This is a genomic window from Pseudomonas sp. JL2 (assembly GCF_031570495.1).
Classification (GTDB): domain Bacteria; phylum Pseudomonadota; class Gammaproteobacteria; order Pseudomonadales; family Pseudomonadaceae; genus Aquipseudomonas; species Aquipseudomonas rhizophila.
The window spans coordinates 1-21903 of sequence record NZ_JAKUDH010000008.1; the positions used below are offsets into that span (position 1 = coordinate 1).

Consider the following 21903-nt stretch of genomic DNA (forward strand, 5'->3'; position numbering starts at 1 on the left):
TCCAAAATCATTAGGCCAGTTCAGCCTGCTCGCGATAGCGGTGGTTCAGTGGGCATATTCATTGGCTGACACACCGCTATCGCGAGCAGGCTCGCTCCCACACGGCTTCTTCATTCGACTTTAGAAATCCCCCCACAGCTGCTGTGCCACGGCCAGTGCCACCACCGGTGCGGTTTCAGTGCGCAGCACGCGCGGGCCGAGGCGGGCGGCGTGGTAGCCGGCGGTCCCGGCTTGTGCCACTTCGGCATCCGACAAACCGCCTTCGGGGCCGATCAGGAAGGCCAGGCTCGACGGTCTGGCATGGCTGACCAGCGGCTCGGCCACCGGGTGCAGCACCAGTTTCAGTTCGGCGTCGGTTTGCTTCAGCCAGTCGGCCAGTAGCAGCGGCGGGTGGATCACCGGCACGGTGGAGCGCCCGCACTGCTCGCAAGCGCTGATCGCCACCTGGCGCCAGTGCAGCAGGCGTTTGTCGGCGCGTTCGTCCTTGAGGCGCACTTCGCAGCGCTCGCTGAAAATCGGCGTGATCTCGTTGACGCCCAGTTCGGTAGCTTTCTGGATCGCCCAGTCCATGCGCTCGCCCCGGGACAGGCCCTGGCCGAGGTGGATGCGCAAGGGCGATTCAACCTGCCCGGCGAATTGTTCGTTCAACTGCACAAGCACGCGTTTCTTGCCGACTTCGGCCAGGGTGCCGCGAAACTCCTGGCCAGAGCCGTCGAACACCTGCACCGCATCGCCCTCGGCCATGCGCAGCACCCGACCGATGTAGTGGGCCTGGGCTTCGGGCAGTTCGTGAGCGCCGAGGCTGAGGGGGGCGTCGATGAAGAAGCGGGACAGTCTCATGTTTTTTCTCTACTGAATCTGAATTCGGCATTGCTGGTTGAGCGAGCGCTTTTGTGGCGAGGGAGCTTGCTCCCGCTGGGCTGCGAAGCGGCCCCTTTTTTTTTGCGATTGCTGCGCAATCGAGCGGGAGCAAGCTCCCTCGCCACAGAGAAACGGAACGTCAGCCCGGATCGCGATAGCCCGGATGAAAATCCTTCGGCACCGCCACGCTGACCTTGTCCCGGGTGGCGATGTCGATGCCCTCGCTGGCCACTTCAGCCAGGAAGTCGATTTGCTCGGGGGTGATGACATACGGCGGCAGGAAATACACCACGCTGCCCAGCGGCCGCAGCAATGCGCCGCGCTCCAGAGCATGCTGGAACACCGTCAGACCGCGACGTTCCTGCCATGGGTAAGCGGTCTTGCTCGCCTTGTCCTTGACCATCTCGATGGCCAGGACCATGCCGGTCTGGCGCACTTCGGCCACATTCGGGTGATCGGTCAGGTGCGCGGTGGCGCTTGCCATGCGTTGGGCCAGGGCCTTGTTGTTTTCGATGACGTTGTCTTCTTCGAAGATATCCAGCGTCGCCAGGGCCGCCGCGCAGGCCAACGGGTTGCCCGTGTAGCTGTGGGAATGCAGGAAGGCGCGCAGGGTCGGGTAGTCGTCGTAGAACGCGCTGTAGACCTCATCGGTCGTCACGCACGCCGCCAGCGGCAGGTAGCCGCCGGTCAGGGCCTTGGATAGGCAGAGGAAGTCCGGGGTGATACCGGCCTGTTCACAGGCGAACATCGTGCCGGTGCGGCCGAAGCCGACGGCGATTTCGTCATGGATCAGGTGCACGCCATAGCGGTCGCAAGCCTCGCGCAGCAGCTTCAGGTACACCGGGTGATACATGCGCATGCCACCGGCACCCTGGATCAGCGGCTCGACGATTACGGCGGCCACGGTGTCGTGGTGTTCGGCCAAGGTCTGTTCCATGGCCGCGAACAGATTGCGCGAATGCTCTTCCCAGCTCATGCCTTCAGGGCGGAGGTAGCAATCGGGGCTCGGCACTTTGATCGTGTCCAGCAGCAATGCCTTGTAGGTTTCGGTGAACAGCGGCACGTCGCCCACCGACATCGCTGCGATGGTTTCGCCGTGGTAGCTGTTGCTCAGGGTGACGAAGCGCTTCTTGGCCGGCTGGCCACGATTGATCCAGTAGTGAAAGCTCATCTTCATCGCCACTTCGATGCAGGACGAGCCGTTATCGGCGTAGAAACACCGGGTCAGGCCTTCAGGTGTCATCTTCACCAGGCGCTCGGACAGTTCGATCACCGGCTGGTGACTGAAGCCGGCGAGGATCACATGCTCCAGTTGATCGACCTGGTCCTTGATGCGCTGGTTGATCCGCGGGTTGGCATGGCCGAACACGTTGACCCACCAGGAACTGACGGCATCGAGGTAGCGCTTGCCTTCGAAGTCTTCCAGCCACACGCCTTCACCGCGCTTGATCGGGATCAGCGGCAGCTTTTCGTGGTCTTTCATCTGGGTGCAGGGATGCCATAGCACCGCGAGGTCGCGTTGCATCCACTGGTTATTCAGGCCCATATACAGTCTCCTCGAGGCGGCTCGCGGCGGGCGCGGGCAAAACAATCGGGCAAGCCTATGCAATGGCAGCCCCGGGGACAACCCATTGTGTCATTCCTGCTACCTTGAGTAAGGCGATAGACGCCGCTGGCGGCGCTGGGGTGGCTGACGTATTCTTCGCCGTTCTCTGAGCCGTCTGGCTCGAAAAACTGATCGTTCCTGCGTTTTATTCCGGAGTTCGCTGAATGTCTGCTGGTTGGCTGCGCGCCTGTGCGCTGGTGGTGATAGGGCTGTTCAGCGTGTGTGCGCTGGCCAAGGACAAGCAACCGACGGTGATCGTCATCGGCGGCGGCCTGGCGGGGCTCACGGCGGCCTACGAGCTGCAGAACAAAGGCTGGCAGGTAACCCTGCTGGAAGCCAAGCCTAGCCTGGGCGGTCGTTCGGGCATGGCCACCAGTGAATGGATCGGCAACGAAAAAACTCAGCCGGTACTGAACAAGTACATCTCGACCTTCAAGCTGAGCACCACACCGGCCCCGGAGTTCGTGCGCACCCCCAGCTATTTGATCGACGGCACCTACCTCACCGCCGCTGACCTGGCGACCAAGCAACCGGCCACGGCTGAGGCCCTCAAACGTTACGAAACCACCCTGGACGACCTGGCCCGTTCCATTGAAGACCCACAGAACCCGTCGGCCAACAACACGTTGCACGCACTGGACCAGATCAGTGTCTCCAACTGGCTCGACCGTCTGCAATTGCCGACCACCGCGCGGCAGTTGGTGAACCAGCAGATCCGCACCCGCTATGACGAGCCGTCGCGACTGTCGTTGCTGTATTTTGCCCAGCAAACCCGGGTCTACCGTGGTGTGTCCGACCGTGACCTGCGCGCCGCGCGCCTGCTGGGTGGCAGCCCTGTGTTGGCCCAGGCTTTCGTCAAGCAACTGAAAACCATCAAGACCAGCTCGCCCGTCTCGGCCATCTCCCAGGACAAGGACGGCGTTACCGTCAAGGTTGGCAGCGTCGGCTATCAAGCTGACTACGTAGTGCTGGCGGTGCCGTTGCGAGCCCTGAACAAAATCCAGCTGACCCCGGCCCTGGACGCCCGGCATCAGGGCGCGATCAAGGGCACCAACTACGGCTGGCGCGACCAGATCATGCTCAAGTTCAAGACCCCGGTCTGGGACAGCAAGGCGCGCATGTCGGGTGAGATCTACAGCAACACCGGTCTGGGCATGATGTGGATCGAGCCGGCCATGAAGGGCGGCGCCAATGTGGTCATCAATCTGTCCGGCGACAACGCCCGGGTGATGCAGGCCTTTGGTGACAAGCAGATGGCCGATCAGGTGCTGATTCGCTTGCACGCGTTTTATCCGCAGGCCCGGGGTGCTTTCACCGGTTATGAAATTCGCCGCTACAGCACCGACCCGTCCATGGGCGGCGCGTACCTGGCCTTCGGACCGGGCCAGATCAGCAAGTACTGGCGCCTGTGGGAAATGCCGTTGCAGCGCGTAGCCTTTGCCGGCGAACACACCGATACCTTGTATCCGGGCACCCTGGAGGGCGCGTTGCGTAGCGGTCAGCGGGCAGCCAGCCAGGTTGAAGACCTGGCGGCGGGCAAATCGTTTGAACCGGCCAAGGTCGTGCCGGTGGCAGCGACAGCAGCTGCCGGTGCGGTGGCGGCGAAGAAGGGTAATTTTTTCACCAACCTGTTTGGTGGCTCGGATGACGACAAGAAGCCGGAGCCGGTCAAGGCTCCGGAGCCGGTAGCGCCTGCTCCAGTGCCGGCACCCGCCCCAGCGCCTGCACCGGTGGCACCACCCGCGCCAGCCCCGGCGAAAGTTGAGCCCGCCAAGAAAGCAACCACCAAACCAGCGGTGAAAAAACCAGCCGCCAAGACCCCGGCCAAAAAAGCCCCGGCCAAGGCTCCGGTGAAAAAGGCCCCGCCGGCGAAGAAGCCGGCAGTCAAACCGACGACGACTACTGAAACCAAGGCTCAGTAACGATCAGGTGGAAAGAACGCGGCTCAAGGACGTAATGCTGTTCACTTAAGGCAATCAACAAACCCGTGGCGAGGGAGCTTGCTCCCGCTGGGCCGCTAAGCGGCCCCAAAACCTGCCGAATGCGGAGCATCAGACGCACCGCACCCGCCGGTTCACGACTGCTTCGTAGCCGAGTGGGAAAGCTCCCTCGCCGCAGGTCCATCATTTTTCTTAAATGAATTGCGTTAGGGCACGCCTTGGCGATATATCAGAAACTTCCCACCCTTTAACCAGAAGCAGGCGATAGAGCGGACCAAGCCATAAGTCTAGGCTCCTCGAAAAACTGGAGCGCGTATGAAAATACTGATGGCGATGGTCGTATTGGTTTCGATGTATGGATGTGTGTATGGCGAATGCCGGGATCCTTTGAAGATTCCGATGATCCCAAAAAGAGATCCGCAATTAGCATACAAATGCTCCATCGATCCATATAAACCTGAATGCTCGGTGAACTAATAATTCAAAGCTTTAGGTTCGAGCGGCTGTACTGATGGCCGTATGATACTTAAAAAGCACGACCCTCAATTGACGTACAGATGCGATATAGATCCTTATAGACCTGAATGCACCACTCCTGACGACGAATTGTAGAGGTTCACGCATTCTCCTTGGATACAACGTGACGCTGTGAGGTTGTTTATCACCAGCGGTCCAGATAATTGCCTCGCGGTCCTTGATTACCAAGTTTCCATCGGCCTGCAATATCAATCGGAGCCGCCATTACTGGATTTTAGGTGTTGCCCCGGGGACATCGTTTGATTAGGGGGTAACTGCGGCGAGCCGCTCGCTTTAAAGTGGGTATAACGAACAGTCATTTTGTTCACCTTGTTCAATGAGTTGTGGTGCGCCCATTTGATCAAGGGTGAAAGTGAAAATAGCGATAGATATATATTGAATGGAACAAATAGTTGGACGGCGGTGACGGCTCCGGTGCGATCCCCTGTGGGAGCGAACCTGCTCGTGATGAGGTCCATACAGGCCCCAAAGGCTGCCTGATCGCCTCGCCATCACCCACCGTTTCCCCTTTAATCTTTCCTTAACCCACCCCCTCCAGACTGATGATCGTATTTCTCGATATTTCAAAGCAAAAATTTCCGCTTTAAATCGATAGATAACTCGCTAGTCTTGGTCGCAGTTTTCACAGGATATGAGCAATGCAGCTACGCAACTCTTCTTCTCGCTATGGCTGGGTCAGCATCGTTTTGCACTGGGGCATTGCACTGGTGGTGTACGGGCTGTTCGCGCTGGGGCTGTGGATGGTCGGCTTGGATTACTACAGCACTTGGCGTAAAGACGCGCCGGACCTGCACAAGAGCATTGGCTTGGTGCTGCTGGCGGTCATGTTGCTGCGGGTGATCTGGCGGGTTGTCAGTCCGCCACCACCGACCTTGTCAACCTATGGCCGCCTGACCCGCGTCGGCGCCAAGCTTGGCCATAGCGCACTGTATCTCGGGTTGTTCGCCGTGATGATTGCCGGTTACCTGATTTCCACCGCAGACGGTGTCGGGATTCCGGTGTTTGGTCTGTTTGAAGTACCCGCGCTGGTGTCCGGACTGCCCGATCAGGCAGACGTTGCCGGCCAGATTCACTTCTACCTGGCATGGGCGCTGGTAATTTTCTCCGGCCTCCATGCGTTGGCAGCATTGAAACACCACTTTATCGATCGTGACGCGACCCTCAAGCGCATGCTGGGACGCCAAGCCTGATGTTCAACCTCGACTCCAAAGGAATAGAAAGCATGTTGAAAAAAACGCTCGCCGCCCTGGCAATCGGTTCTGCCCTGCTGTCGGCCGGTCAGGCCATGGCTGCCGACTACGTGGTCGACAAGGAAGGCCAACACGCCTTCGTCGACTTCAAGATCAGCCACCTGGGCTATAGCTACATCACCGGTACCTTCAAGGACATCGACGGCAAGTTCAGCTTCGACGCCGCCAAGCCTGAAGACAGCAAGATCGAGTTCAACGTGAACACCGCCAGCGTGTTCACCAACCACGCCGAGCGCGACAAGCACATCGCCAGTGCTGACTTCCTGAACGCGAGCAAATTTGCCAAGGCCACCTTCGTGTCCACCAGCGTCAAATCCACCGGCAAGAACGCTGATGGCAAGGAAACCGCCGACGTGGCTGGTGACCTGACCCTGCTGGGCGTGACCAAGCCTGTCGTGGTCAAAGCCACCTTCCTGGGTGAAGGCAAGGACCCGTGGGGCGGCTACCGTGCCGGCTTCGAAGGGACCACCAGCATCAAGCGTTCCGATTTCGGCAAGCAGAAAGACCTGGGCCCAACGTCCGACGTGGTCGAGCTGTACGTTTCGTTTGAAGGTGTCAAAGCGAAATAACATTCGCGCCTGACAAAAAACGCCCCTGATCTTGGATCAGGGGCGTTTTTTATTGCCGCATGGAATCTTGTGAACCGCACATGACCCCTTGTGGGAGCGAGCCTGCTCGCGATTGCGGTGGTTCAGCCAGTACAGAGGTTGACTGACCCATGGCAATCGCGAGCAGGCTCGCTCCCACAAGGTGAAGTTGGCGTCACCTAAAAAAAATGCCCCTGATCGCGAGATCAGGGGCATTTTTACGGCTTGGAGAAACTCAGCGATTGCGGGTCAGCAGTGCCGGCTTCTCGCCCCGTGGACGGCTTGGCAGTTGATCCAGCTGTTCAGGCGTCGGGAATCGATCGATCTTCGACTCCTTGTGCATGATCTTCGGCTGGTTACCACGAGGGGCTTGCACGGCAGGTTCCTGACGAGGCTGCTCGTCACGTGCCGGGCGGCGAGGGCGGGAGTCTTCGCGGCGGGCCTGGCCGTCACGAGGTGCGCCGTTGCGCGGGCCGCTGCGCTTGGCCGGCGGGGTGCCGGTGGACGAGCCGTTGCTGTTGCGCGGGCCGTTCTGACGCCCCTGGGATTGGCCACGAGGAGCACCTGCGCCCGCCGCGCCCTGTGCCGGTGCGCCAGGACGACGTCCGCGACCCTGGGCGGGTTTCTGCTGCGGCACGTAATCGACGCGGTTGCCGAAGTTATCGATATCGTCGTCCAGGAACTCGTCCGGTGCGCGATCGGCAGCGGCACGTGGTGCCGGGCGCTGCTGTTCACGGGCCGGGGTACCTTCGCGAGGCTTGTGCTCGCGAGCCGGGCGTTCGCCGCGACTGGTGCTGGCCGATTTTTCCTTGCCCTTGTCCTTGCCTTTGTCTTTACGGCCGCCGCCACCACCGCCGCCGCCATTTGGACCGTCACCGCGAGGGCCACGGGCATTGCGTGGGTTGCGCACGTCCGGACGTTCACGCACTTCAGGCTTCTCGGCCTCGATGGTGCTGGCATCGAAGCCCATCAGGTCGCCATCGGCGATTTTCTGCTTGGTCATGCGCTCGATGCTTTTGAGCAGTTTCTCTTCGTCCGGCGCGACCAGCGAGATCGCTTCGCCCGAACGGCCGGCCCGGCCAGTACGGCCGATACGGTGTACGTAGTCTTCATCGACGTTCGGCAACTCGAAGTTGACCACGTGGGGCAACTGGTCGATGTCCAGACCGCGAGCGGCGATGTCGGTGGCAACCAGAATGCGCACTTCGCCGGCCTTGAAGTCGGCCAGGGCCTTGGTGCGGGCGTTCTGGCTCTTGTTACCGTGGATCGCCACGGCCGGCAGGCCATGCTTGTCCAGGTACTCGGCCAGACGGTTGGCGCCGTGCTTGGTGCGGGTGAACACCAGGACCTGTTCCCAGGCGCCGGCGGTAATCAGGTGCGCCAACAGGGCACGCTTGTGGCTGGCCGCCAGGCGGAACACACGTTGTTCGATGCGCTCGACCGTGGTGTTTGGCGGTGTGACTTCAATGCGTTCCGGGTTGTGCAGCAGCTTGCCGGCCAGGTCGGTGATGTCCTTGGAGAACGTCGCCGAGAACAGCAGGTTCTGACGCTTGGCGGGCAGGCGGGCCAGCACTTTCTTCACGTCATGGACAAAGCCCATGTCGAGCATGCGGTCGGCTTCGTCCAGCACGAGGATTTCCACGTGGGACAGATCGACGCTGCCCTGGCCGGCCAGGTCGAGCAAACGACCCGGACAGGCCACCAGCACGTCGACGCCACGGGCCATGGCCTGGACCTGAGGGTTCATGCCAACGCCGCCGAAAATGCAGGCACTGACGAATTTCAGGTCGCGAGCATAGATCTTGAAGCTCTCGTGTACCTGGGCCGCCAGTTCGCGGGTTGGGGTCAGGACCAGGACGCGCGGTTGGCGCGGGCCGTGACGCTGGGATTTGTCTGGGTGACCGTTGGGGAAAAGCCGCTCCAGGATAGGGAGGGCAAAACCACCGGTTTTACCAGTGCCTGTCTGCGCCGCGACCATCAGATCGCGACCTTGCAACACGGCGGGGATGGCCCGCTGTTGCACCGGGGTAGGCTGGGTGTAGCCGGCAGCCTCGATGGCGCGGACTAAAGCCTCGGAGAGACCGAGGGAAGCAAAGGACATGAGTAATCCTGTTTTAGTGAGGGCCTGGCCCAATGGGATAGTCTTGCCGGGCGCGAATGACGTTCAACAAAAAGACGTCATCCCGTCCGGTCCTGCCGAGTCTGGAAGGCAGGTCCGGACAGGGCTCGCGCGGGCTGGAAGCTGCGCTGTAGCGGTGTCGGGATGCCTTTTGCAAGACCGGGCGTCCGGGCGTGAGCCTGGCGGGAAGGCCGGAGTATAACAGAGCAAACGCCGCGCGCCGCTTTCCTGCTGCTCAACGGTTTATTTCAACGCTGCACCGGGCTGGACGGTTCGGTCCTGGCAGACGGAACGGCGCCATAGCGGGCGATCAGCTCGGCATAGGCCGGTTCGCGCTTGAAGCGCTTGAGTTCGGCGCTGAAGCGCTGCACCAGCAGATCCATCCCGGCGTTGCGCCGCACCGCCAGGTATTGGCTTTGACGGCTCACAACCACGGGGTTTTCGGTGATCTGGTCGCCCAGTTGCATTTGCTTGAGTACGTGCCGACCCACCCGGCGGTCGGTGATGAGCAGGTCAATCCGGCCCAGTTGCAACTTGCCGAAGTTGGCTTCATGGGTGGGTGCCGTCTCACGTTTGAACAGGGTCGACTCACTGAAGGCCTGGCTGTACAGATAGCCGGGCGAGGTGCCCACGGTCAGGCCGCCCAAGTCATCCAGCGTGCGAAAAGGATGGGGGCGGGCGTTGGCGTAGAACATCACGAACTCCACGTCCGAAAGCGGTTCGCTGGGGTAAAGCAGCATGGCGTCGCGTTCGTTGCTGTGGAAAATGTCCAGCGCACCGTCCGCCAGGCCCTGCTCAAGCATCGCCAGGCAACGTTTCCACGGCAGCAGTTGCCATTGCACATCAATGCCCAGGCGCTTGAACACAATGGCGGTGGTTTCGTAGTCGAGTCCCAGCACCTGGCCGTTCTCTTCGTAGACATAAGGCGCCCAGGGTTCGGTGACAATGCGCAGCTTCTCGGCCCGGGCATCCATGCTCAGGTACAGGAGGACAAAGGTGGTCAGTAACCGGGTGATGAAGGGCATGGCCTGAGGTTACGACGAGAGCTCATCAAATAGCTAGAGCCCTCTGGCCCGCGGTCTGGTCGTCTTTCGACATAGGACGAACGAAAAAGCCTTGGTTTTCGCCAAGGCTTTTATACACCGCCGAACTAAGTCATTAACGCGGCAGCTTGAGGTTATTCCATACCGCGAGGCTGGGCTCGGCCTGGTTCAGGGTATAGAAATGCAGCCCCGGTGCCCCGCCTTGTAACAAGCGTTCACACATTTGTGTGATGACTTGCTCTCCGAAGCTTTGGATGCTGGATGTGTCGTCGCCGTAGGCTTCCAGCTGCTTGCGGATCCAGCGTGGGATTTCTGCCCCGCAGGCGTCGGAAAAACGCGCGAGTTTGCTGTAGTTGGTGATTGGCATGATCCCCGGCACGACAGGAATGTCGACGCCCATCTTGCGTACGCGGTCGACAAAGTAGAAGTAGCTGTCAGCGTTGAAGAAGTACTGGGTGATCGCGCTGTTGGCGCCGGCGTTGGCCTTGCGTACGAAGTTGAGCAGGTCGTCTTCGAAGTTGCGTGCCTGGGGGTGCATCTCTGGGTAGGCCGCCACTTCGATATGGAAGTGCTCACCGGTTTCTTCACGAATGAATTCAACCAGGTCGTTGGCGTGGCGCAGTTCGCCGCTCGCCATGCCCATACCCGAGGGCAGGTCACCGCGCAGGGCCACGATACGGGTGATGCCGGCAGCCTTGTACTGGCTCAACAGGCTGCGCAGATCGGCTTTGCTGTCACCCACGCAGGACAGGTGCGGGGCGGCGGGGATTTTGACTTCACTTTCGAGCTGCAACACGGTGTTGATCGTGCGGTCACGGGTCGAACCGCCAGCGCCATAGGTGCAGGAGAAGAAGTCGGGGTTGTAACTCGCCAACTGACGGGCAGTGGCGATCAGTTTTTCATGCCCAGCATCGGTCTTCGTCGGGAAGAACTCGAAGCTGTAGCGACGGTCTTGGGACATGGTCATATCCTTGGAAACTCGTAGGCCGGTGAGGCTTGCATATCCCTTCTGGAAGCGGACTCATGTGGGAGCGAGCCTGCTCGCGATTGGCATCACCTCGGTCTGACAGTCAGATCAAGGTGTCTGCATCGCGAGCAGGCTCGCTCCCACAGGTCCGCTCCACCAAGGAGGCAGCGCCGATCAGTAGCGGTAAGCGTGCGGCTTGAACGGGCCTTCGACGGTCACGCCGATGTAGTCAGCCTGTTGCTTGGTCAGTTTGGTGACCACGCCGCCGAAACCGCGGACCATTTCCAGGGCCACTTCTTCGTCGAGTTTCTTGGGCAGCACTTCCACGGTCAGGCGCTCGGCTTTCTGGGCTGGCGACAGGTCGGCGTATTTCTGGCCGAACAGGAAAATCTGCGCCAGGACCTGGTTGGCAAACGAGCCGTCCATGATGCGGCTTGGGTGGCCGGTGGCGTTGCCCAGGTTTACCAGACGGCCTTCGGCCAGCAGGATCAGGTAGTCATCGTTCTGTGGGTCGAAGCTGCCGGCGCCGGTGCGATGCACCTTGTGGACCTGTGGCTTCACTTCTTCCCATGCCCAGTTCTTGCGCATGAAAGCGGTGTCGATTTCATTGTCGAAGTGGCCGATGTTGCAGACCACGGCGCGCTTTTTCAGGGCCTTGAGCATGTTCGCGTCGCAGACATTGACGTTACCGGTGGTGGTCACGATCAAGTCGATCTTGCCCAGCAGCGCTTTGTCGATGCTTGCTTCGGTGCCATCGTTGTTACCGTCGATGAATGGCGAAACCAGCTCGAAGCCGTCCATGCAGGCCTGCATGGCGCAGATCGGGTCGACTTCGGACACCTTGACGATCATGCCTTCCTGGCGCAGGGACTGAGCCGAGCCCTTGCCCACGTCACCGTAGCCGATGACCAGCGCCTGCTTGCCCGACAGCAGGTGGTCGGTACCGCGCTTGATGGCGTCGTTGAGGCTGTGACGGCAGCCGTACTTGTTGTCGTTCTTGCTCTTGGTCACCGAGTCGTTGACGTTGATGGCCGGGATCTTCAGTTCGCCCTTGGCCAGCATGTCCAGCAGGCGGTGTACGCCGGTGGTGGTCTCTTCGGTCACGCCGTGGACGTTGTCCAGTACGGCTGGGTATTTCTTGTGCAGCAGTTCGGTCAGGTCGCCGCCGTCGTCAAGAATCATGTTGGTGGCCCATGGCTGGCCATCCTTGAGGATGGTCTGCTCCAGGCACCATTCGTATTCCTCTTCGGTCTCGCCCTTCCAGGCAAATACCGGGATACCGGCAGCGGCAATGGCGGCAGCGGCCTGGTCCTGGGTCGAGAAGATGTTGCAGGACGACCAACGCACTTCCGCACCCAGGGCAACCAGGGTTTCGATCAGCACGGCGGTCTGAATGGTCATGTGGATGCAGCCGAGGATCTTCGCGCCCTTGAGCGGTTGCTCGCCGGCGTATTTGCGACGCAGGCCCATCAGGGCTGGCATTTCGGATTCGGCGATGATGATTTCGCGACGACCCCAGGCAGCCAGGGACATGTCGGCGACTTTGTAATCGGTAAAATCTGCAGGCGTGATAACAGCGCTCATGAAGAGCCTCCATTCGTAATGTATGCGAATGGGCGCCGTTGTGCGTTTAGTGTCCGTGCGGGATGCCCCGTACAAACAACGCCCCATCCGAGCCTGACAGGTCGAACCTGCTGCAGCGCCCCTCGGACAGGTGGCGGGAACGGTCCAAAGCGAGGACCGAGGTAAAGCGGTGGCGATTATAACGGGCTAATCGGATCTTCCAAAGGGTTTCTGTCGGCAAATCAAAATTGCCGATGATCGTTATTGGGGCCACGACATAGAGCCACGCTGCCCGGTCTGCCATGATGCAGGCATCCATCGGCCAGACGCTCAGGAGTGAACATGAATTTCCACACCCGCAAGTGGGTCAAGCCCGAAGACCTCAACCCCAACGGCACGCTGTTTGGCGGCAGTCTGTTGCGCTGGATCGACGAGGAAGCGGCGATCTATGCCATTGTCCAGCTCGGCAACCAGCGTGTGGTTACCAAATACATCTCCGAAATCAACTTCGTCAGCGCTTCGCGCCAGGGCGACATCATCGAGCTGGGCATCACCGCCACCGAATTCGGCCGCACCTCGATCACCCTGACCTGCGAAGTGCGCAACAAGATCACCCGTAAAAGCATCCTGACTGTGGAGAAGATGGTTTTCGTCAATCTTGGGGAGGATGGCCTGCCGGCGCCGCACGGCCGGACCGAGATCAGGTACGTCAAGGATCAGTTTCAGGACGATATTGCCAGTGCATGAGATCGGCGGCGTCGCCAATCGCGAGCAGGCTCGCTCTCACATGGCCTTGCGGTCGATCGCAGCATTGTTGTCTACCACCCATCCCTTGTGGGAGTGAGCCTGCTCGCGACGGCAGTGCTTCAAGCTCCTGGATTTCATCCGCCACTGAACAGCTCCGAAGGCCGCGTGTCGTAGGTACATCACGCCACCGGTTCAGGAGCTCCATGGACACTCGTAAAGACGGCAAGACCCCTGATCTTTCGGCACAGGAAAAGCACGAAGTCGACCGCAATCAGCCACCGCGGGCCGCAGTGCTGCATGAAATTATCCGGACCCAGGGCAATCAGGAACTGGAGCGCAGTGTCGCCGCGCTTTGGTGGTCGGCCCTGGCCGCCGGGTTGACCATGGGCCTGTCGCTGATGGCGATGGGGCTGCTCAATTCCCGCTTGCCCGAGGGTGAAGCCTTCAAGGTGATCGCCAGCTTCGGCTACTGCGCCGGTTTTCTCGCGGTGATTCTTGCCCGCCAGCAGTTGTTCACCGAAAACACCTTGACCGCCGTGCTGCCCATCATGAGCAAACCCACCTTGGGCAACTTCGGCCGTCTGTTCCGCCTGTGGGGTGTGGTGCTGGTGGGCAACCTGTGCGGGACCTTGCTGGTGGCCTATGTGATGCTGCATCTGCCGATTTTCGACCGCCGCACCGATATGGCTTTTCTGGAGATCGGTCGCAAGGTCATGGAAAACGACACCGGCCAGATGTTCGCCAAGGGCATCATTTCAGGCTGGATGATCGCCACCATGGTCTGGATGATCCCGTCCATGGAGAGCGCCAAGATGTGGATCATCATCCTCATCACCTACCTGATGGCGCTTGGGGATTTCACCCACATTGTCGTCGGCTCGGCCGAAGTGTCCTATCTGGTGTTCGCCGGCCAGCTGTCGTGGGAGGACTTCTGGATGGTGTTTGCCGGGCCGACCCTGGCAGGGAACATCATTGGTGGCAGTTTCATCTTTGCGCTGCTGAGTCATGCCCAGGTGCGGAGCGAGACCGGCCAGCCTAGTCGGCCACACCCACCAGGGCGTCCTGACGACGCTGACGATAAATAAAATACAGTGCTGTCAACACGGTCAGCCCGCCCACCAGAGCGCCGGTCCATGGCAGGTCCGCCAGGTCGGCGCCGCTGGTCACCACCAGGCCGCCAATCCAGGCACCCGCCGCGTTGCCAAGGTTGAACGCGCTCTGGTTCAGGGTCGAGCCCAGGTTCGGCGCTTCTTGGGCCTGGTCGATGATCAGCAATTGCAGGATCGGACACAGTGCAAAGGCGAACACACCCCATAGGACCAGGGTAATCGCTGCTGGAACCACCGACCGGCTGGTCTGGCTGAACGCGGCCAGTACCAGCACCACCGCCAGGGCCATGGCTACCAGCGAAGGCAGCAGGCGCCGGTCCGCCAGCCGTCCGCCGAGGAAACTGCCCGCTGTCAGGCCGACACCGAACAGCAGCAGCATGAGCGTGATGCCGTGGGGGCTGACCCCCGTGATGTCCTGCAGGATCGGCGCGATGTAGGTGAACACGCTGAACAGGCTGGTGGAGGCCAGCACGCTCATGCCCAGGGCCAGCAACACGTTGGCCTTGCCCAGCACTCTGAACTCGCTGGCCAGATTGGCCTTCTCCATGGGAATTTCCCGGGGCAGCCAGACCCATTGGGCAAGGGCGGCAATGATCCCGATGACCGATACTGCCCAGAAGGTCGAGCGCCAGCCGGCATATTGGCCCAACGCAGTGCCCAAGGGCACGCCCAGCACATTGGCCAGGGTCAGTCCTGTGAACATCATCGCAATGGCCTGGGCCCGTTTGTTCGGTGCCACCAGTCCGGCCGCGACCACCGAGCCGATCCCGAAGAATGCCCCGTGGCACAGTGCGGTGATGACCCGGGCGGCCATCAGCGTGGCGTAGTTCGGCGCCAGGGCGCAGAGCACGTTGCCGACGATGAACATCAGCGTCATGCCCAGCAGCGTTGCCTTGCGCGGCATGTTGGCGGTGCCGATGGCCAGGATCGGCGCGCCGAACACCACGCCCAGGGCGTACCCGGTAATCAGCAGCCCGGCCTGGGGAATGCTCACGGCCAGGTCACGGGCGACATCGGGCAACAGCCCCATGATGACGAATTCGGTGGTGCCGATGCCAAAAGCGGCGACGGCCAAAGCAAGCAAGGCGAGTGGCATGCGCAAGGTCTCTGTCTGTAGTCTTGACGCTCTGATCAGGCATACGCATGCCGATGCGCCGGTTCGGATGAAACGGGGCAGCAGCAAAATTATTGGAATTGGTTTATGCGCAACTGAGTGCGGCGTGGTCGTTTGCAGTATAAACGGGCGCTGATGGATGGCGAATCAATTCTCTGGACGCAATAAGGAGCGTGCTGTGCTGGCAACGGCCTTGGTATTGGTCGCCGCGCTGTTGCATGCGGCATGGAATACGCTGATCAAGTTCAGTGGCGAGCGTTTGCTGGTGGTGGCGTGCATGGACAGCGTCGCGTTGCTGTTAGTGGTGCTGGCGCTGGGCTTCGTGGCGTTGCCACCGCTGGAGATCTGGCCGTGGATCCTGGCGTCGGCGGCATTCGAGCTGTTGTACCGCTATCTGTTGATTCAGGCGTATCGGGTGGGTGACCTGGGGCTGGTCTATCCGCTGATGCGTGGTCTGTCGCCATTGGTGGTGCTGGCTTTGACGTTGATCTTCGCCGGAGAAGTGCTGACAACCCATCAGATCATCGGCATCTTGCTGATCCCGTTCGGCATGCTGTGCCTGTTGTGGCAGGGCGGTGGTGGCGAACGGTTGCCCTGGTCGATGCTACCGGTGGTGGCGCTGATCGGCCTGTGCATCGGCTGCTACACCTTTATTGACGGCCATGCCCTGCGGCGCTGGCCCCGGCCACTGGATTACCTGGCCTGGGTCACGCTGCTCAGTGCCTGGCCCTTTCCGTTGCTGGCGCTGGTGCGCAAACGACCTGCGTTCATGCTGTTCTGGCGTGAACAGTGGCGGCTGGGGTTGGCGGTCGGGTTTTGCGTATTGTTGAGCTACGCTCTGGTGCTGTGGGCCATGCAACTGGGCTCGATTGCCGAAGCGGCTGCGCTGCGGGAGATCAGCGTGATCCTGGTAGTCTTGTTTGGCATGCGCTACCTGAAAGAACCTTTCGGCCGGCCGCGGCTCTTAGCCTGCGGGCTGGTGCTGATTGGCATGTTGGTGATGAAATTCTGACCAGTGCCTCGATTCTTGTTTTTCTATAACACTCAAAGAAGGAACTGCTTCATGACGGTTGCCCTGTGGTGCATTTTGATTGCCTTTCTCCTGCCTTACCTGTGCATTGCGATCGCCAAGGCCGGTGGAAAGTACCGGTTGAGCGACAACCACGACCCTCGGGATTTTCTGGACTCGCTCGAAGGAGCCCCCCGGCGTGCATACGCCGCGCAACTGAACAGCTTTGAAATCGCCCCGTTTTTCGCCGCTGCCGTGATCGTCGCGCACCTGGCCGGCAATGCCGAGCTTGTGACCATCAACGTGCTGGCGGTGCTGTTTATCACCAGTCGTCTGCTGTACATCATCTGCTATCTGGCGGATTGGGCGATCTTGCGTTCGCTGGTGTGGTTCGTGGGGGTAGGGTTGGTGTTGAGTTTCTTCTTCGTTTCGGTCTGAGCCTGGCGGTTGAGTCCCGTTGTCTGTGCTGGCCCCATCGCGAGCAGGCTCGCTCCCACAGTTGATCTCCAGTGGACACATGTTTTGTGTACGACTAGATCCAATGTGGGAGCGAGCCTGCTCGCGATGGGGCCGGTACAGTCAGCCCGCTTCTCAGGGATTGGCGGTGACCGTATTGGCAACCTGCGGCACCTGCGGCAATGCCATGCCCTTGGGCCACAGCATCCAGATCTGCCCCTGTTGTTTCATATCCCCGGCCAGGTTTCCTGCTGCTTCGCCAGTACCCCAGAACAGATCCGCCCGTACTTCGCCGGCAATTGCGCCGCCAGTGTCCTGGGCCGCGACCGGGCGGTTCAATGCACTGCCGTCAGGGCGGGTGGTGGACAACCACAACAGGCTTCCCAGAGGAATCACCTTGCGATCCACCGCCACGCTGTAGCCGGCGGTCAACGGCACATTCAGTGAGCCCCGTGGCCCTTCGTTGCTGTCGGGGTTGCGGTTGAAAAACACGTAGCTGGGGTTGCTGCCCAGTAATTCGGGAATCCGGTTCGGGTTGGCTTTTGCCCAGGCACTGATGGTGCCCATGGTCACCTCTTCTTTCTTCAGTTCGCCCTGTTCGACCAGCCAGCGCCCGATGGGCCGGTAGGGGTGGCCGTTCTGGTCGGCATAGCCGATGCGCAACTGGCGGCCGTCATCGAGTCGAATGCGGCCCGAGCCCTGGATTTGCAGGAATTGCAGGTTCATCGGGTCTGTCAGCCAGGCGATCACCGGAGCCTTCACCCCGTTGGTTTCGATGGTGGCCGCGTCGTCGTAGGGCTTGAGCACTCGGCCTTCGAGGCGACCGCGCAGGCGCTTGCCCTTGAGCTCGGGGTAAATACTGTCCAGCGACACGATGATCATGTCCTCCGGAACCCCGTACACCGGGATGTTGGCGCTGGCAGTCTGGGTGAGGCTGCCGGGGTAGACCGGTTCGTAGTAACCAGTAATCAGACCGTTGGGGCTGTTGTCACCCGAGCGCAGGCCGTAGACATCCAGGTTCTGCTTCAGAAAGCTGCGCACATCTACAGCGGTCAGCGGCACATTGGCCGCCGCCGCGCAGGTGGCACCCCACACCGCGTCGGCCTTGAGCCGGTTGCAGGCGCTGCGCCAGGAGCCAAAGCCCGCCAGCAGGTCCTCGTCGGACACCGATGGCAAGGCTTCCCACGGGGCGCTGACATAAGTAGCGACGGCGTGAGTCTGGGGCTCTTCGGCTTTGTCGCCGCGATTGCAACCGGCCAACAGCGCGATAAGCGGTAGGGTCAGCGCCAGGCCTTTGTGCCAGGTCTTGAAACTGTGCATGAGATTTCCTTGCCGGTCGTACGGACGCTCCAGGCGTCCAGACAACCCGTATTGATAATAGGGCTATTGGTCTTTGCCGATGACCCGAGGATACTAACCGCCGTTTCCTGCTCCGAGGCCAAGATGTTTGTAAAACGATTTTCCATGGCCGTGCTGGCCTGCCTGATGTTGTCCGCCTGTGGCGGTGTCGATCCCAATTCCCCGCTGGGCCAACGCAAAGCGATCTTCAAGCAGATGCTCAAGACCAACGAAGAGCTCGGTGGCATGCTGCGCGGTCGCATCCCGTTCGACGGCCCGCGCTTTGCCGAGGGCGCGGTGCAACTTGATCAACTGTCCCGCGAGCCGTGGAAGCATTTCCCGCAAGTGCGTGAAGAAGACCACACCAGTGCCCGGGATGAGGTCTGGCAAAAACAGGCGCGTTTCCAGGAACTGGCCCGCAGCCTTGAAGCCGCCACCGGTGAGTTGGTAACCGCCAGCAAGGTCCAGCCGTACAGGGCCAGCAACCTGGGGCCTGCGGTGCAGAAAGTAGAGGACGCGTGCAGTGCCTGCCATAAAGAGTTTCGGGATTATTGAGTAGGGGCAGCTGCAAGTTTTTAGCTGCAAGCTGCAAGTGTGAAGCTTGGGGCTTGCAGCTTGAAACTTGCAGCTTACTTATCCAACTCATCCACCGCTTCCTGCAACTCTTTGCGCGAAGCCGCCAGCTTGTCCTTGCGTTTGTTGATCCGCTGCGCGTCGCCTTTTTTCATGGCTTTGTCCAGATCGGCCTGACGCTGGTTTACTTCGTGCTTGGCTTCAAGAACCTTGTTTTCACGTTCCTTGCGCAGGGACGCGTCGGTGCAATGGGTGGTGACCTGGCTTAATGCTGTTTCCAGGCCGGCTTGCTGGTCTTTGTTGTCGCGGGACTTGGCCAGCTCGATTTGATTGATGATGCCCTGGCGCTTAGCTGCGCAGCCGGTGAGCTCCGGTGTTTGCTCGGCTGCCATCAGGGGGGCGGCCATAGCGCTGCATAGTGTCAGCAGTGCGATAGGAGACAGGAAATTCATAGCAACTCCGTGAAAACTCGCGAACGGTTGGTATAGATGCGCTGTTGGAGCGCATGTTTACCCCTTGGGTTCAACTGTGGGACCTGGATTAAAAACCGTCGACCCCGGCACCCCTTAGTACTTCACTTAACGCCAGCACCTGTGGGTCGCGAAAAAAAGCCCTCAGTTGCGCGGCGCGTCCCGGGCCGATACCGGCTTCGGCTTGCCAATGTTCGATGTCGCGCTCGGCAAGCACCTGCCATGGCCCTTCCAGCCGGACCTCGCCGGTGGGTGGCAGGCCAAGAGCCTTGAGCCACTGCCCAAACGGACGTTGACGGGCGCTGTGCAGGCTGTCGAGCAAGCGGGCGCTGCTGCGTTCGCCGAAGCCGGCAATGTTAGCAAGCTCGTCGGCATCGAGGGTCATCCAATCCAGCAATCCATTGAGTCGACCGGCGGCCAGGAGTTTTTCCCAGGTGCCCGGGCCGACATGGGGCAGGGCTAACCCGTGCTTGCCGCTGAGCCAGCCCAGGCGCGCCAGGAACTGGCTTTCGCAGCCGGGTGTCGGCTGCCAGCAACTTAAAAAGTGATAATCGGCTGCCGCTGGGGCGTTCACGTCCTGGCGCTCGACACTACGCAACACGACGCTGTCCAGGCGTGGAATGGTCAGCCCGGCCAGGCTGATGGCGACCCGGTCGCCAGGACGAATGTCCATTTGCTCCCAGCGTTTGAGGGTGCTGACGCTCACGCGGCGGATTCGTCGGTCGTCGAGCATGGCAGGTTCAAGTTCCAGCACGGGCGTGATGCGCCCGGTACGACCGATCTTGAAGCGCACGTTGCGCACCTCGGCAAGGGCCTGGGCATAGGGGTACTTCCAGGCCACGCTCCAGAACGGCGCCCGGGCTTGCCAGCGGTCAGCCGGTGGGCGGCGGCTTTGGCGCAGGACGATGCCATCGCTGGCAAAGGGCAGGGGCGTGCGATACCAGTGGTTGCGCCAGTGCTCGACGTCGGCCAATGCCTGAACGGGCTGGCTGTAGCCGATGGTGTCGGCGAAGCCCAGCGCCTGCAGGGTCGTCTCCCGTTCGGGCAGCGTGGCCGGTCCGTCAGGCCAGTCCCAGACAAACAGGCCGATGTCCGCCCCTTCTTGCGCGGTCAAATTCGCGCGCGCCATCAGCCCCGCCACGGTCGCCCGGGCGTTGAGACTGCCGTTGCTGGCCTGGACATGGGCAATCAGCCGCCAGTACAGCTCACCCTGAACGACCAGGTCCAATGGCTGATTCAGCCGTTGCGGGATGGCGTTGATTTTGTGCGCAGCCCAGGTCCAGTCTTGCCCCTGGGCACCATCACCGCGGCTGATCGCCTGATGCAGGCGCCCCCCGCGATAGACCAGGGTCACGGCCACGCCATCGACTTTCGGTTGGACCCACAGGTCTTCTCGGCCTTGTAGCCACGCCTTGACCGCGTCGGCATCCTTGAGTTTGTCCAGGCCGGTGTGTGCAACCGGGTGTGGCACTTTCCCGCCCGCCGTGCGCAGGGGAAAACTGGGTGTCACAAGGTCAAAGCAGTCGCGCCAATGGCCCAGCTGGATGCGGGATTGATCGTAGAGTTCATCGGCTACCAGTGATCGGCCGAGACGGTGATAGCTGTCATCCCACGAATCGATTCGCTGTTGCAGGGCGGTGATTTCCGCCTGGGCGCGTCCGAGGGGCCAGTCGGGACAAGGCGCGGCAATGACAGGGGAGCAGATGAATATAAGACAGGCCAATAGGCGTGATAACGGCAGCATCGAAGCATCCTTGCTTGGTGGTGTGCTTGAAGGCTAGTCACTGTCACAGAAGGTGCGAGGCTGGGAGCGTTACCGGATTTTGCAGGGGGCGATAGCGAAGTCGTGGCGGTACAGTGCAGCGTGATTTGGTTGCGCAACTGTGCCTTGAACCCATCAGGGGCGAGTGCAGAATGGGGGCTCGATCCGCTCTGCCAGGCGTGCATCCCTATGGACCTGACGACCCTCGCTGTTTTCATCCCGGCCTGCTTCGCGCTGAACATGGCGCCGGGGCCGAATAACCTGCTGTCCATCAGCAACGCCTCGCGTTATGGCTTCGTCCGGGCGTGCAGCGGTGGCATTGGCCGGTTGCTGGCGTTTGCACTCATGATTGCCCTGGCAGCGGTGGGATTGACCGCTGTGCTGCATACCTCGGAACTGTTGTTCCTGGGGATCAAGTTCGTGGGTGCCGCTTATCTGTTCTACCTTGCCGTGCAATTGTGGCGGGCGCAGCCAGAAACCGGAGCTGAAACGGCGGTCACTTCGATGAGCGTGACCCGCCTGGCACGCCAGGAGTTTCTGGTGGCGATCGGCAACCCGAAGGCGATCCTGTTGTTCACCGCCTTCCTGCCGCAGTTCGTCGACCGCGCCAGCACTGTCACCCAGCAGTTCGCCGTGCTGGGCGGCCTGTTCCTGGCGCTGGAGTGCATTGCCATCGGGTTGTATTGCTACATGGGGATTTATGCGCGGCGGCTGTTTGCCCGGCCGAGCGGCAAACGTCTGTTCAATCGCCTGTGTGCGGGGCTGCTGGCCAGTGCGGCTTCGTTCTTGCTGGTGGCGCGACGGTCCTGAAGTCGATGGTCCCTTGCTCCCACAGATAAGTGCCCAAGCGAC

18 protein-coding genes, 1 pseudogene and 1 riboswitch are annotated in these 21903 nt (G+C 60.9%); of the genes and pseudogenes, 9 read left to right on the plus strand and 10 right to left on the minus strand.

Going from position 1 to position 21903, the window contains the following annotated elements; all coding sequences use genetic code 11:
* Nucleotides 1-120: 120 nt before the first annotated feature.
* On the minus strand, nucleotides 121-840 hold the full coding sequence (locus tag MKS85_RS12620) for a 16S rRNA (uracil(1498)-N(3))-methyltransferase (protein ID WP_047226954.1): 720 nt from the start codon (nucleotides 838-840) through the stop codon (nucleotides 121-123).
* A gap of 160 nt (nucleotides 841-1000) precedes the next feature.
* Nucleotides 1001-2407: an adenosylmethionine--8-amino-7-oxononanoate transaminase gene (locus MKS85_RS12625; protein WP_139048955.1), complete on the minus strand. Its 1407-nt coding sequence runs from the start codon at nucleotides 2405-2407 to the stop codon at nucleotides 1001-1003.
* A 224-nt stretch (nucleotides 2408-2631) separates the two neighbouring features.
* On the opposite strand from MKS85_RS12625, the gene MKS85_RS12630 reads away from it, so the two are divergent.
* The 3 genes from MKS85_RS12630 (at nucleotide 2632) to MKS85_RS12640 (ending at nucleotide 6763) form a co-directional block, all read left to right on the plus strand.
* A complete protein-coding gene (locus tag MKS85_RS12630) occupies nucleotides 2632-4389 on the plus strand; it encodes a flavin monoamine oxidase family protein (RefSeq protein ID WP_139048956.1) in 1758 nt (585 codons plus the stop codon).
* Between the two features lie 1193 nt (nucleotides 4390-5582).
* Nucleotides 5583-6134, plus strand: coding sequence for a cytochrome b (locus MKS85_RS12635; RefSeq protein WP_047226958.1), 552 nt, complete (start codon nucleotides 5583-5585; stop codon nucleotides 6132-6134).
* Nucleotides 6135-6166: 32 nt separating this feature from the next.
* Nucleotides 6167-6763, plus strand: a complete 597-nt coding sequence (locus MKS85_RS12640; protein WP_047226959.1) for a YceI family protein — start codon at nucleotides 6167-6169, stop codon at nucleotides 6761-6763.
* Between the two features lie 253 nt (nucleotides 6764-7016).
* Here MKS85_RS12640 and MKS85_RS12645 read toward each other — a convergent pair whose 3' ends face one another.
* The 4 genes and pseudogenes from MKS85_RS12645 to ahcY form a co-directional block, all read right to left on the minus strand.
* A complete protein-coding gene (locus MKS85_RS12645) occupies nucleotides 7017-8882 on the minus strand; it encodes a DEAD/DEAH box helicase (protein WP_047230429.1) in 1866 nt (621 codons plus the stop codon).
* Between the two features lie 261 nt (nucleotides 8883-9143).
* A pseudogene (locus MKS85_RS12650) lies at nucleotides 9144-9925 on the minus strand (substrate-binding periplasmic protein).
* 133 nt (nucleotides 9926-10058) lie between these two features.
* On the minus strand, nucleotides 10059-10904 hold the full coding sequence (metF, locus tag MKS85_RS12655) for a methylenetetrahydrofolate reductase [NAD(P)H] (protein ID WP_047230426.1): 846 nt from the start codon (nucleotides 10902-10904) through the stop codon (nucleotides 10059-10061).
* A 180-nt stretch (nucleotides 10905-11084) separates the two neighbouring features.
* The gene (ahcY, locus tag MKS85_RS12660; protein ID WP_076383373.1) at nucleotides 11085-12494 is read right to left on the minus strand and encodes an adenosylhomocysteinase; all 1410 of its coding nucleotides are present in this window, start codon (nucleotides 12492-12494) and stop codon (nucleotides 11085-11087) included.
* Nucleotides 12495-12517: 23 nt separating this feature from the next.
* Nucleotides 12518-12624, minus strand: a riboswitch (S-adenosyl-L-homocysteine riboswitch).
* A gap of 191 nt (nucleotides 12625-12815) precedes the next feature.
* Here ahcY and MKS85_RS12665 point away from each other — a divergent pair.
* Nucleotides 12816-13220: an acyl-CoA thioesterase gene (locus MKS85_RS12665; RefSeq protein WP_188251837.1), complete on the plus strand. Its 405-nt coding sequence runs from the start codon at nucleotides 12816-12818 to the stop codon at nucleotides 13218-13220.
* Nucleotides 13221-13423: 203 nt separating this feature from the next.
* Complete coding sequence (locus MKS85_RS12670; protein ID WP_047230423.1) at nucleotides 13424-14305, plus strand: formate/nitrite transporter family protein; 882 nt, start codon at nucleotides 13424-13426, stop codon at nucleotides 14303-14305.
* Here the strand turns inward: MKS85_RS12670 and MKS85_RS12675 are convergent.
* Nucleotides 14256-15425: an MFS transporter gene (locus MKS85_RS12675; protein WP_188251836.1), complete on the minus strand. Its 1170-nt coding sequence runs from the start codon at nucleotides 15423-15425 to the stop codon at nucleotides 14256-14258. The two genes, MKS85_RS12670 and MKS85_RS12675, sit on opposite strands and share 50 nt — an antisense overlap.
* Before the next feature lie 196 nt (nucleotides 15426-15621).
* On the opposite strand from MKS85_RS12675, the gene MKS85_RS12680 reads away from it, so the two are divergent.
* Nucleotides 15622-16455 carry an EamA family transporter gene (locus MKS85_RS12680; protein WP_188251835.1) on the plus strand — a complete coding sequence of 278 codons (834 nt, stop codon included), beginning with the start codon at nucleotides 15622-15624 and terminating at the stop codon, nucleotides 16453-16455.
* 51 nt (nucleotides 16456-16506) lie between these two features.
* A complete protein-coding gene (locus tag MKS85_RS12685; protein ID WP_047230420.1) occupies nucleotides 16507-16890 on the plus strand; it encodes an MAPEG family protein in 384 nt (127 codons plus the stop codon).
* A 153-nt stretch (nucleotides 16891-17043) separates the two neighbouring features.
* On the opposite strand, the gene MKS85_RS12690 is transcribed toward MKS85_RS12685, so the two are convergent.
* Nucleotides 17044-18228, minus strand: a complete 1185-nt coding sequence (locus MKS85_RS12690) for a murein transglycosylase A (protein WP_076383375.1) — start codon at nucleotides 18226-18228, stop codon at nucleotides 17044-17046.
* Between the two features lie 123 nt (nucleotides 18229-18351).
* Between MKS85_RS12690 and MKS85_RS12695 the strand changes: the two genes are divergently transcribed.
* Complete coding sequence (locus MKS85_RS12695; protein ID WP_047230418.1) at nucleotides 18352-18801, plus strand: cytochrome c; 450 nt, start codon at nucleotides 18352-18354, stop codon at nucleotides 18799-18801.
* 74 nt (nucleotides 18802-18875) lie between these two features.
* On the opposite strand, the gene MKS85_RS12700 is transcribed toward MKS85_RS12695, so the two are convergent.
* Both MKS85_RS12700 and ligB read right to left on the minus strand, forming a co-directional pair.
* Nucleotides 18876-19271 (minus strand): DUF1090 domain-containing protein, encoded by a 396-nt coding sequence (locus MKS85_RS12700; RefSeq protein WP_047230417.1) that lies wholly within the window; start codon nucleotides 19269-19271, stop codon nucleotides 18876-18878.
* 88 nt (nucleotides 19272-19359) lie between these two features.
* On the minus strand, nucleotides 19360-21033 hold the full coding sequence (ligB, locus tag MKS85_RS12705; RefSeq protein ID WP_188251834.1) for an NAD-dependent DNA ligase LigB: 1674 nt from the start codon (nucleotides 21031-21033) through the stop codon (nucleotides 19360-19362).
* A gap of 207 nt (nucleotides 21034-21240) precedes the next feature.
* Here ligB and MKS85_RS12710 point away from each other — a divergent pair, with 207 nt between their 5' ends.
* A complete protein-coding gene (locus tag MKS85_RS12710; RefSeq protein WP_139048963.1) occupies nucleotides 21241-21861 on the plus strand; it encodes a LysE family translocator in 621 nt (206 codons plus the stop codon).
* Nucleotides 21862-21903 lie beyond the last annotated feature (42 nt).

What these genes read in the sequence shown, in the direction of transcription:
- MKS85_RS12620 (WP_047226954.1), bottom strand. Translation starts at nt 840, where the DNA reads ATGAGACTGTCCCGCTTCTTCATCGACGCCCCCCTCAGCCTCGGCGCT.
- MKS85_RS12625 (WP_139048955.1), bottom strand. Translation starts at nt 2,407, where the DNA reads ATGGGCCTGAATAACCAGTGGATGCAACGCGACCTCGCGGTGCTATGG.
- MKS85_RS12630 (WP_139048956.1), top strand. Translation starts at nt 2,632, where the DNA reads ATGTCTGCTGGTTGGCTGCGCGCCTGTGCGCTGGTGGTGATAGGGCTG.
- MKS85_RS12635 (WP_047226958.1), top strand. Translation starts at nt 5,583, where the DNA reads ATGCAGCTACGCAACTCTTCTTCTCGCTATGGCTGGGTCAGCATCGTT.
- MKS85_RS12640 (WP_047226959.1), top strand. Translation starts at nt 6,167, where the DNA reads ATGTTGAAAAAAACGCTCGCCGCCCTGGCAATCGGTTCTGCCCTGCTG.
- MKS85_RS12645 (WP_047230429.1), bottom strand. Translation starts at nt 8,882, where the DNA reads ATGTCCTTTGCTTCCCTCGGTCTCTCCGAGGCTTTAGTCCGCGCCATC.
- metF (WP_047230426.1), bottom strand. Translation starts at nt 10,904, where the DNA reads ATGTCCCAAGACCGTCGCTACAGCTTCGAGTTCTTCCCGACGAAGACC.
- ahcY (WP_076383373.1), bottom strand. Translation starts at nt 12,494, where the DNA reads ATGAGCGCTGTTATCACGCCTGCAGATTTTACCGATTACAAAGTCGCC.
- MKS85_RS12665 (WP_188251837.1), top strand. Translation starts at nt 12,816, where the DNA reads ATGAATTTCCACACCCGCAAGTGGGTCAAGCCCGAAGACCTCAACCCC.
- MKS85_RS12670 (WP_047230423.1), top strand. Translation starts at nt 13,424, where the DNA reads ATGGACACTCGTAAAGACGGCAAGACCCCTGATCTTTCGGCACAGGAA.
- MKS85_RS12675 (WP_188251836.1), bottom strand. Translation starts at nt 15,425, where the DNA reads ATGCCACTCGCCTTGCTTGCTTTGGCCGTCGCCGCTTTTGGCATCGGC.
- MKS85_RS12685 (WP_047230420.1), top strand. Translation starts at nt 16,507, where the DNA reads ATGACGGTTGCCCTGTGGTGCATTTTGATTGCCTTTCTCCTGCCTTAC.
- MKS85_RS12690 (WP_076383375.1), bottom strand. Translation starts at nt 18,228, where the DNA reads ATGCACAGTTTCAAGACCTGGCACAAAGGCCTGGCGCTGACCCTACCG.
- MKS85_RS12695 (WP_047230418.1), top strand. Translation starts at nt 18,352, where the DNA reads ATGTTTGTAAAACGATTTTCCATGGCCGTGCTGGCCTGCCTGATGTTG.
- MKS85_RS12700 (WP_047230417.1), bottom strand. Translation starts at nt 19,271, where the DNA reads ATGAATTTCCTGTCTCCTATCGCACTGCTGACACTATGCAGCGCTATG.
- ligB (WP_188251834.1), bottom strand. Translation starts at nt 21,033, where the DNA reads ATGCTGCCGTTATCACGCCTATTGGCCTGTCTTATATTCATCTGCTCC.
- MKS85_RS12710 (WP_139048963.1), top strand. Translation starts at nt 21,241, where the DNA reads ATGGACCTGACGACCCTCGCTGTTTTCATCCCGGCCTGCTTCGCGCTG.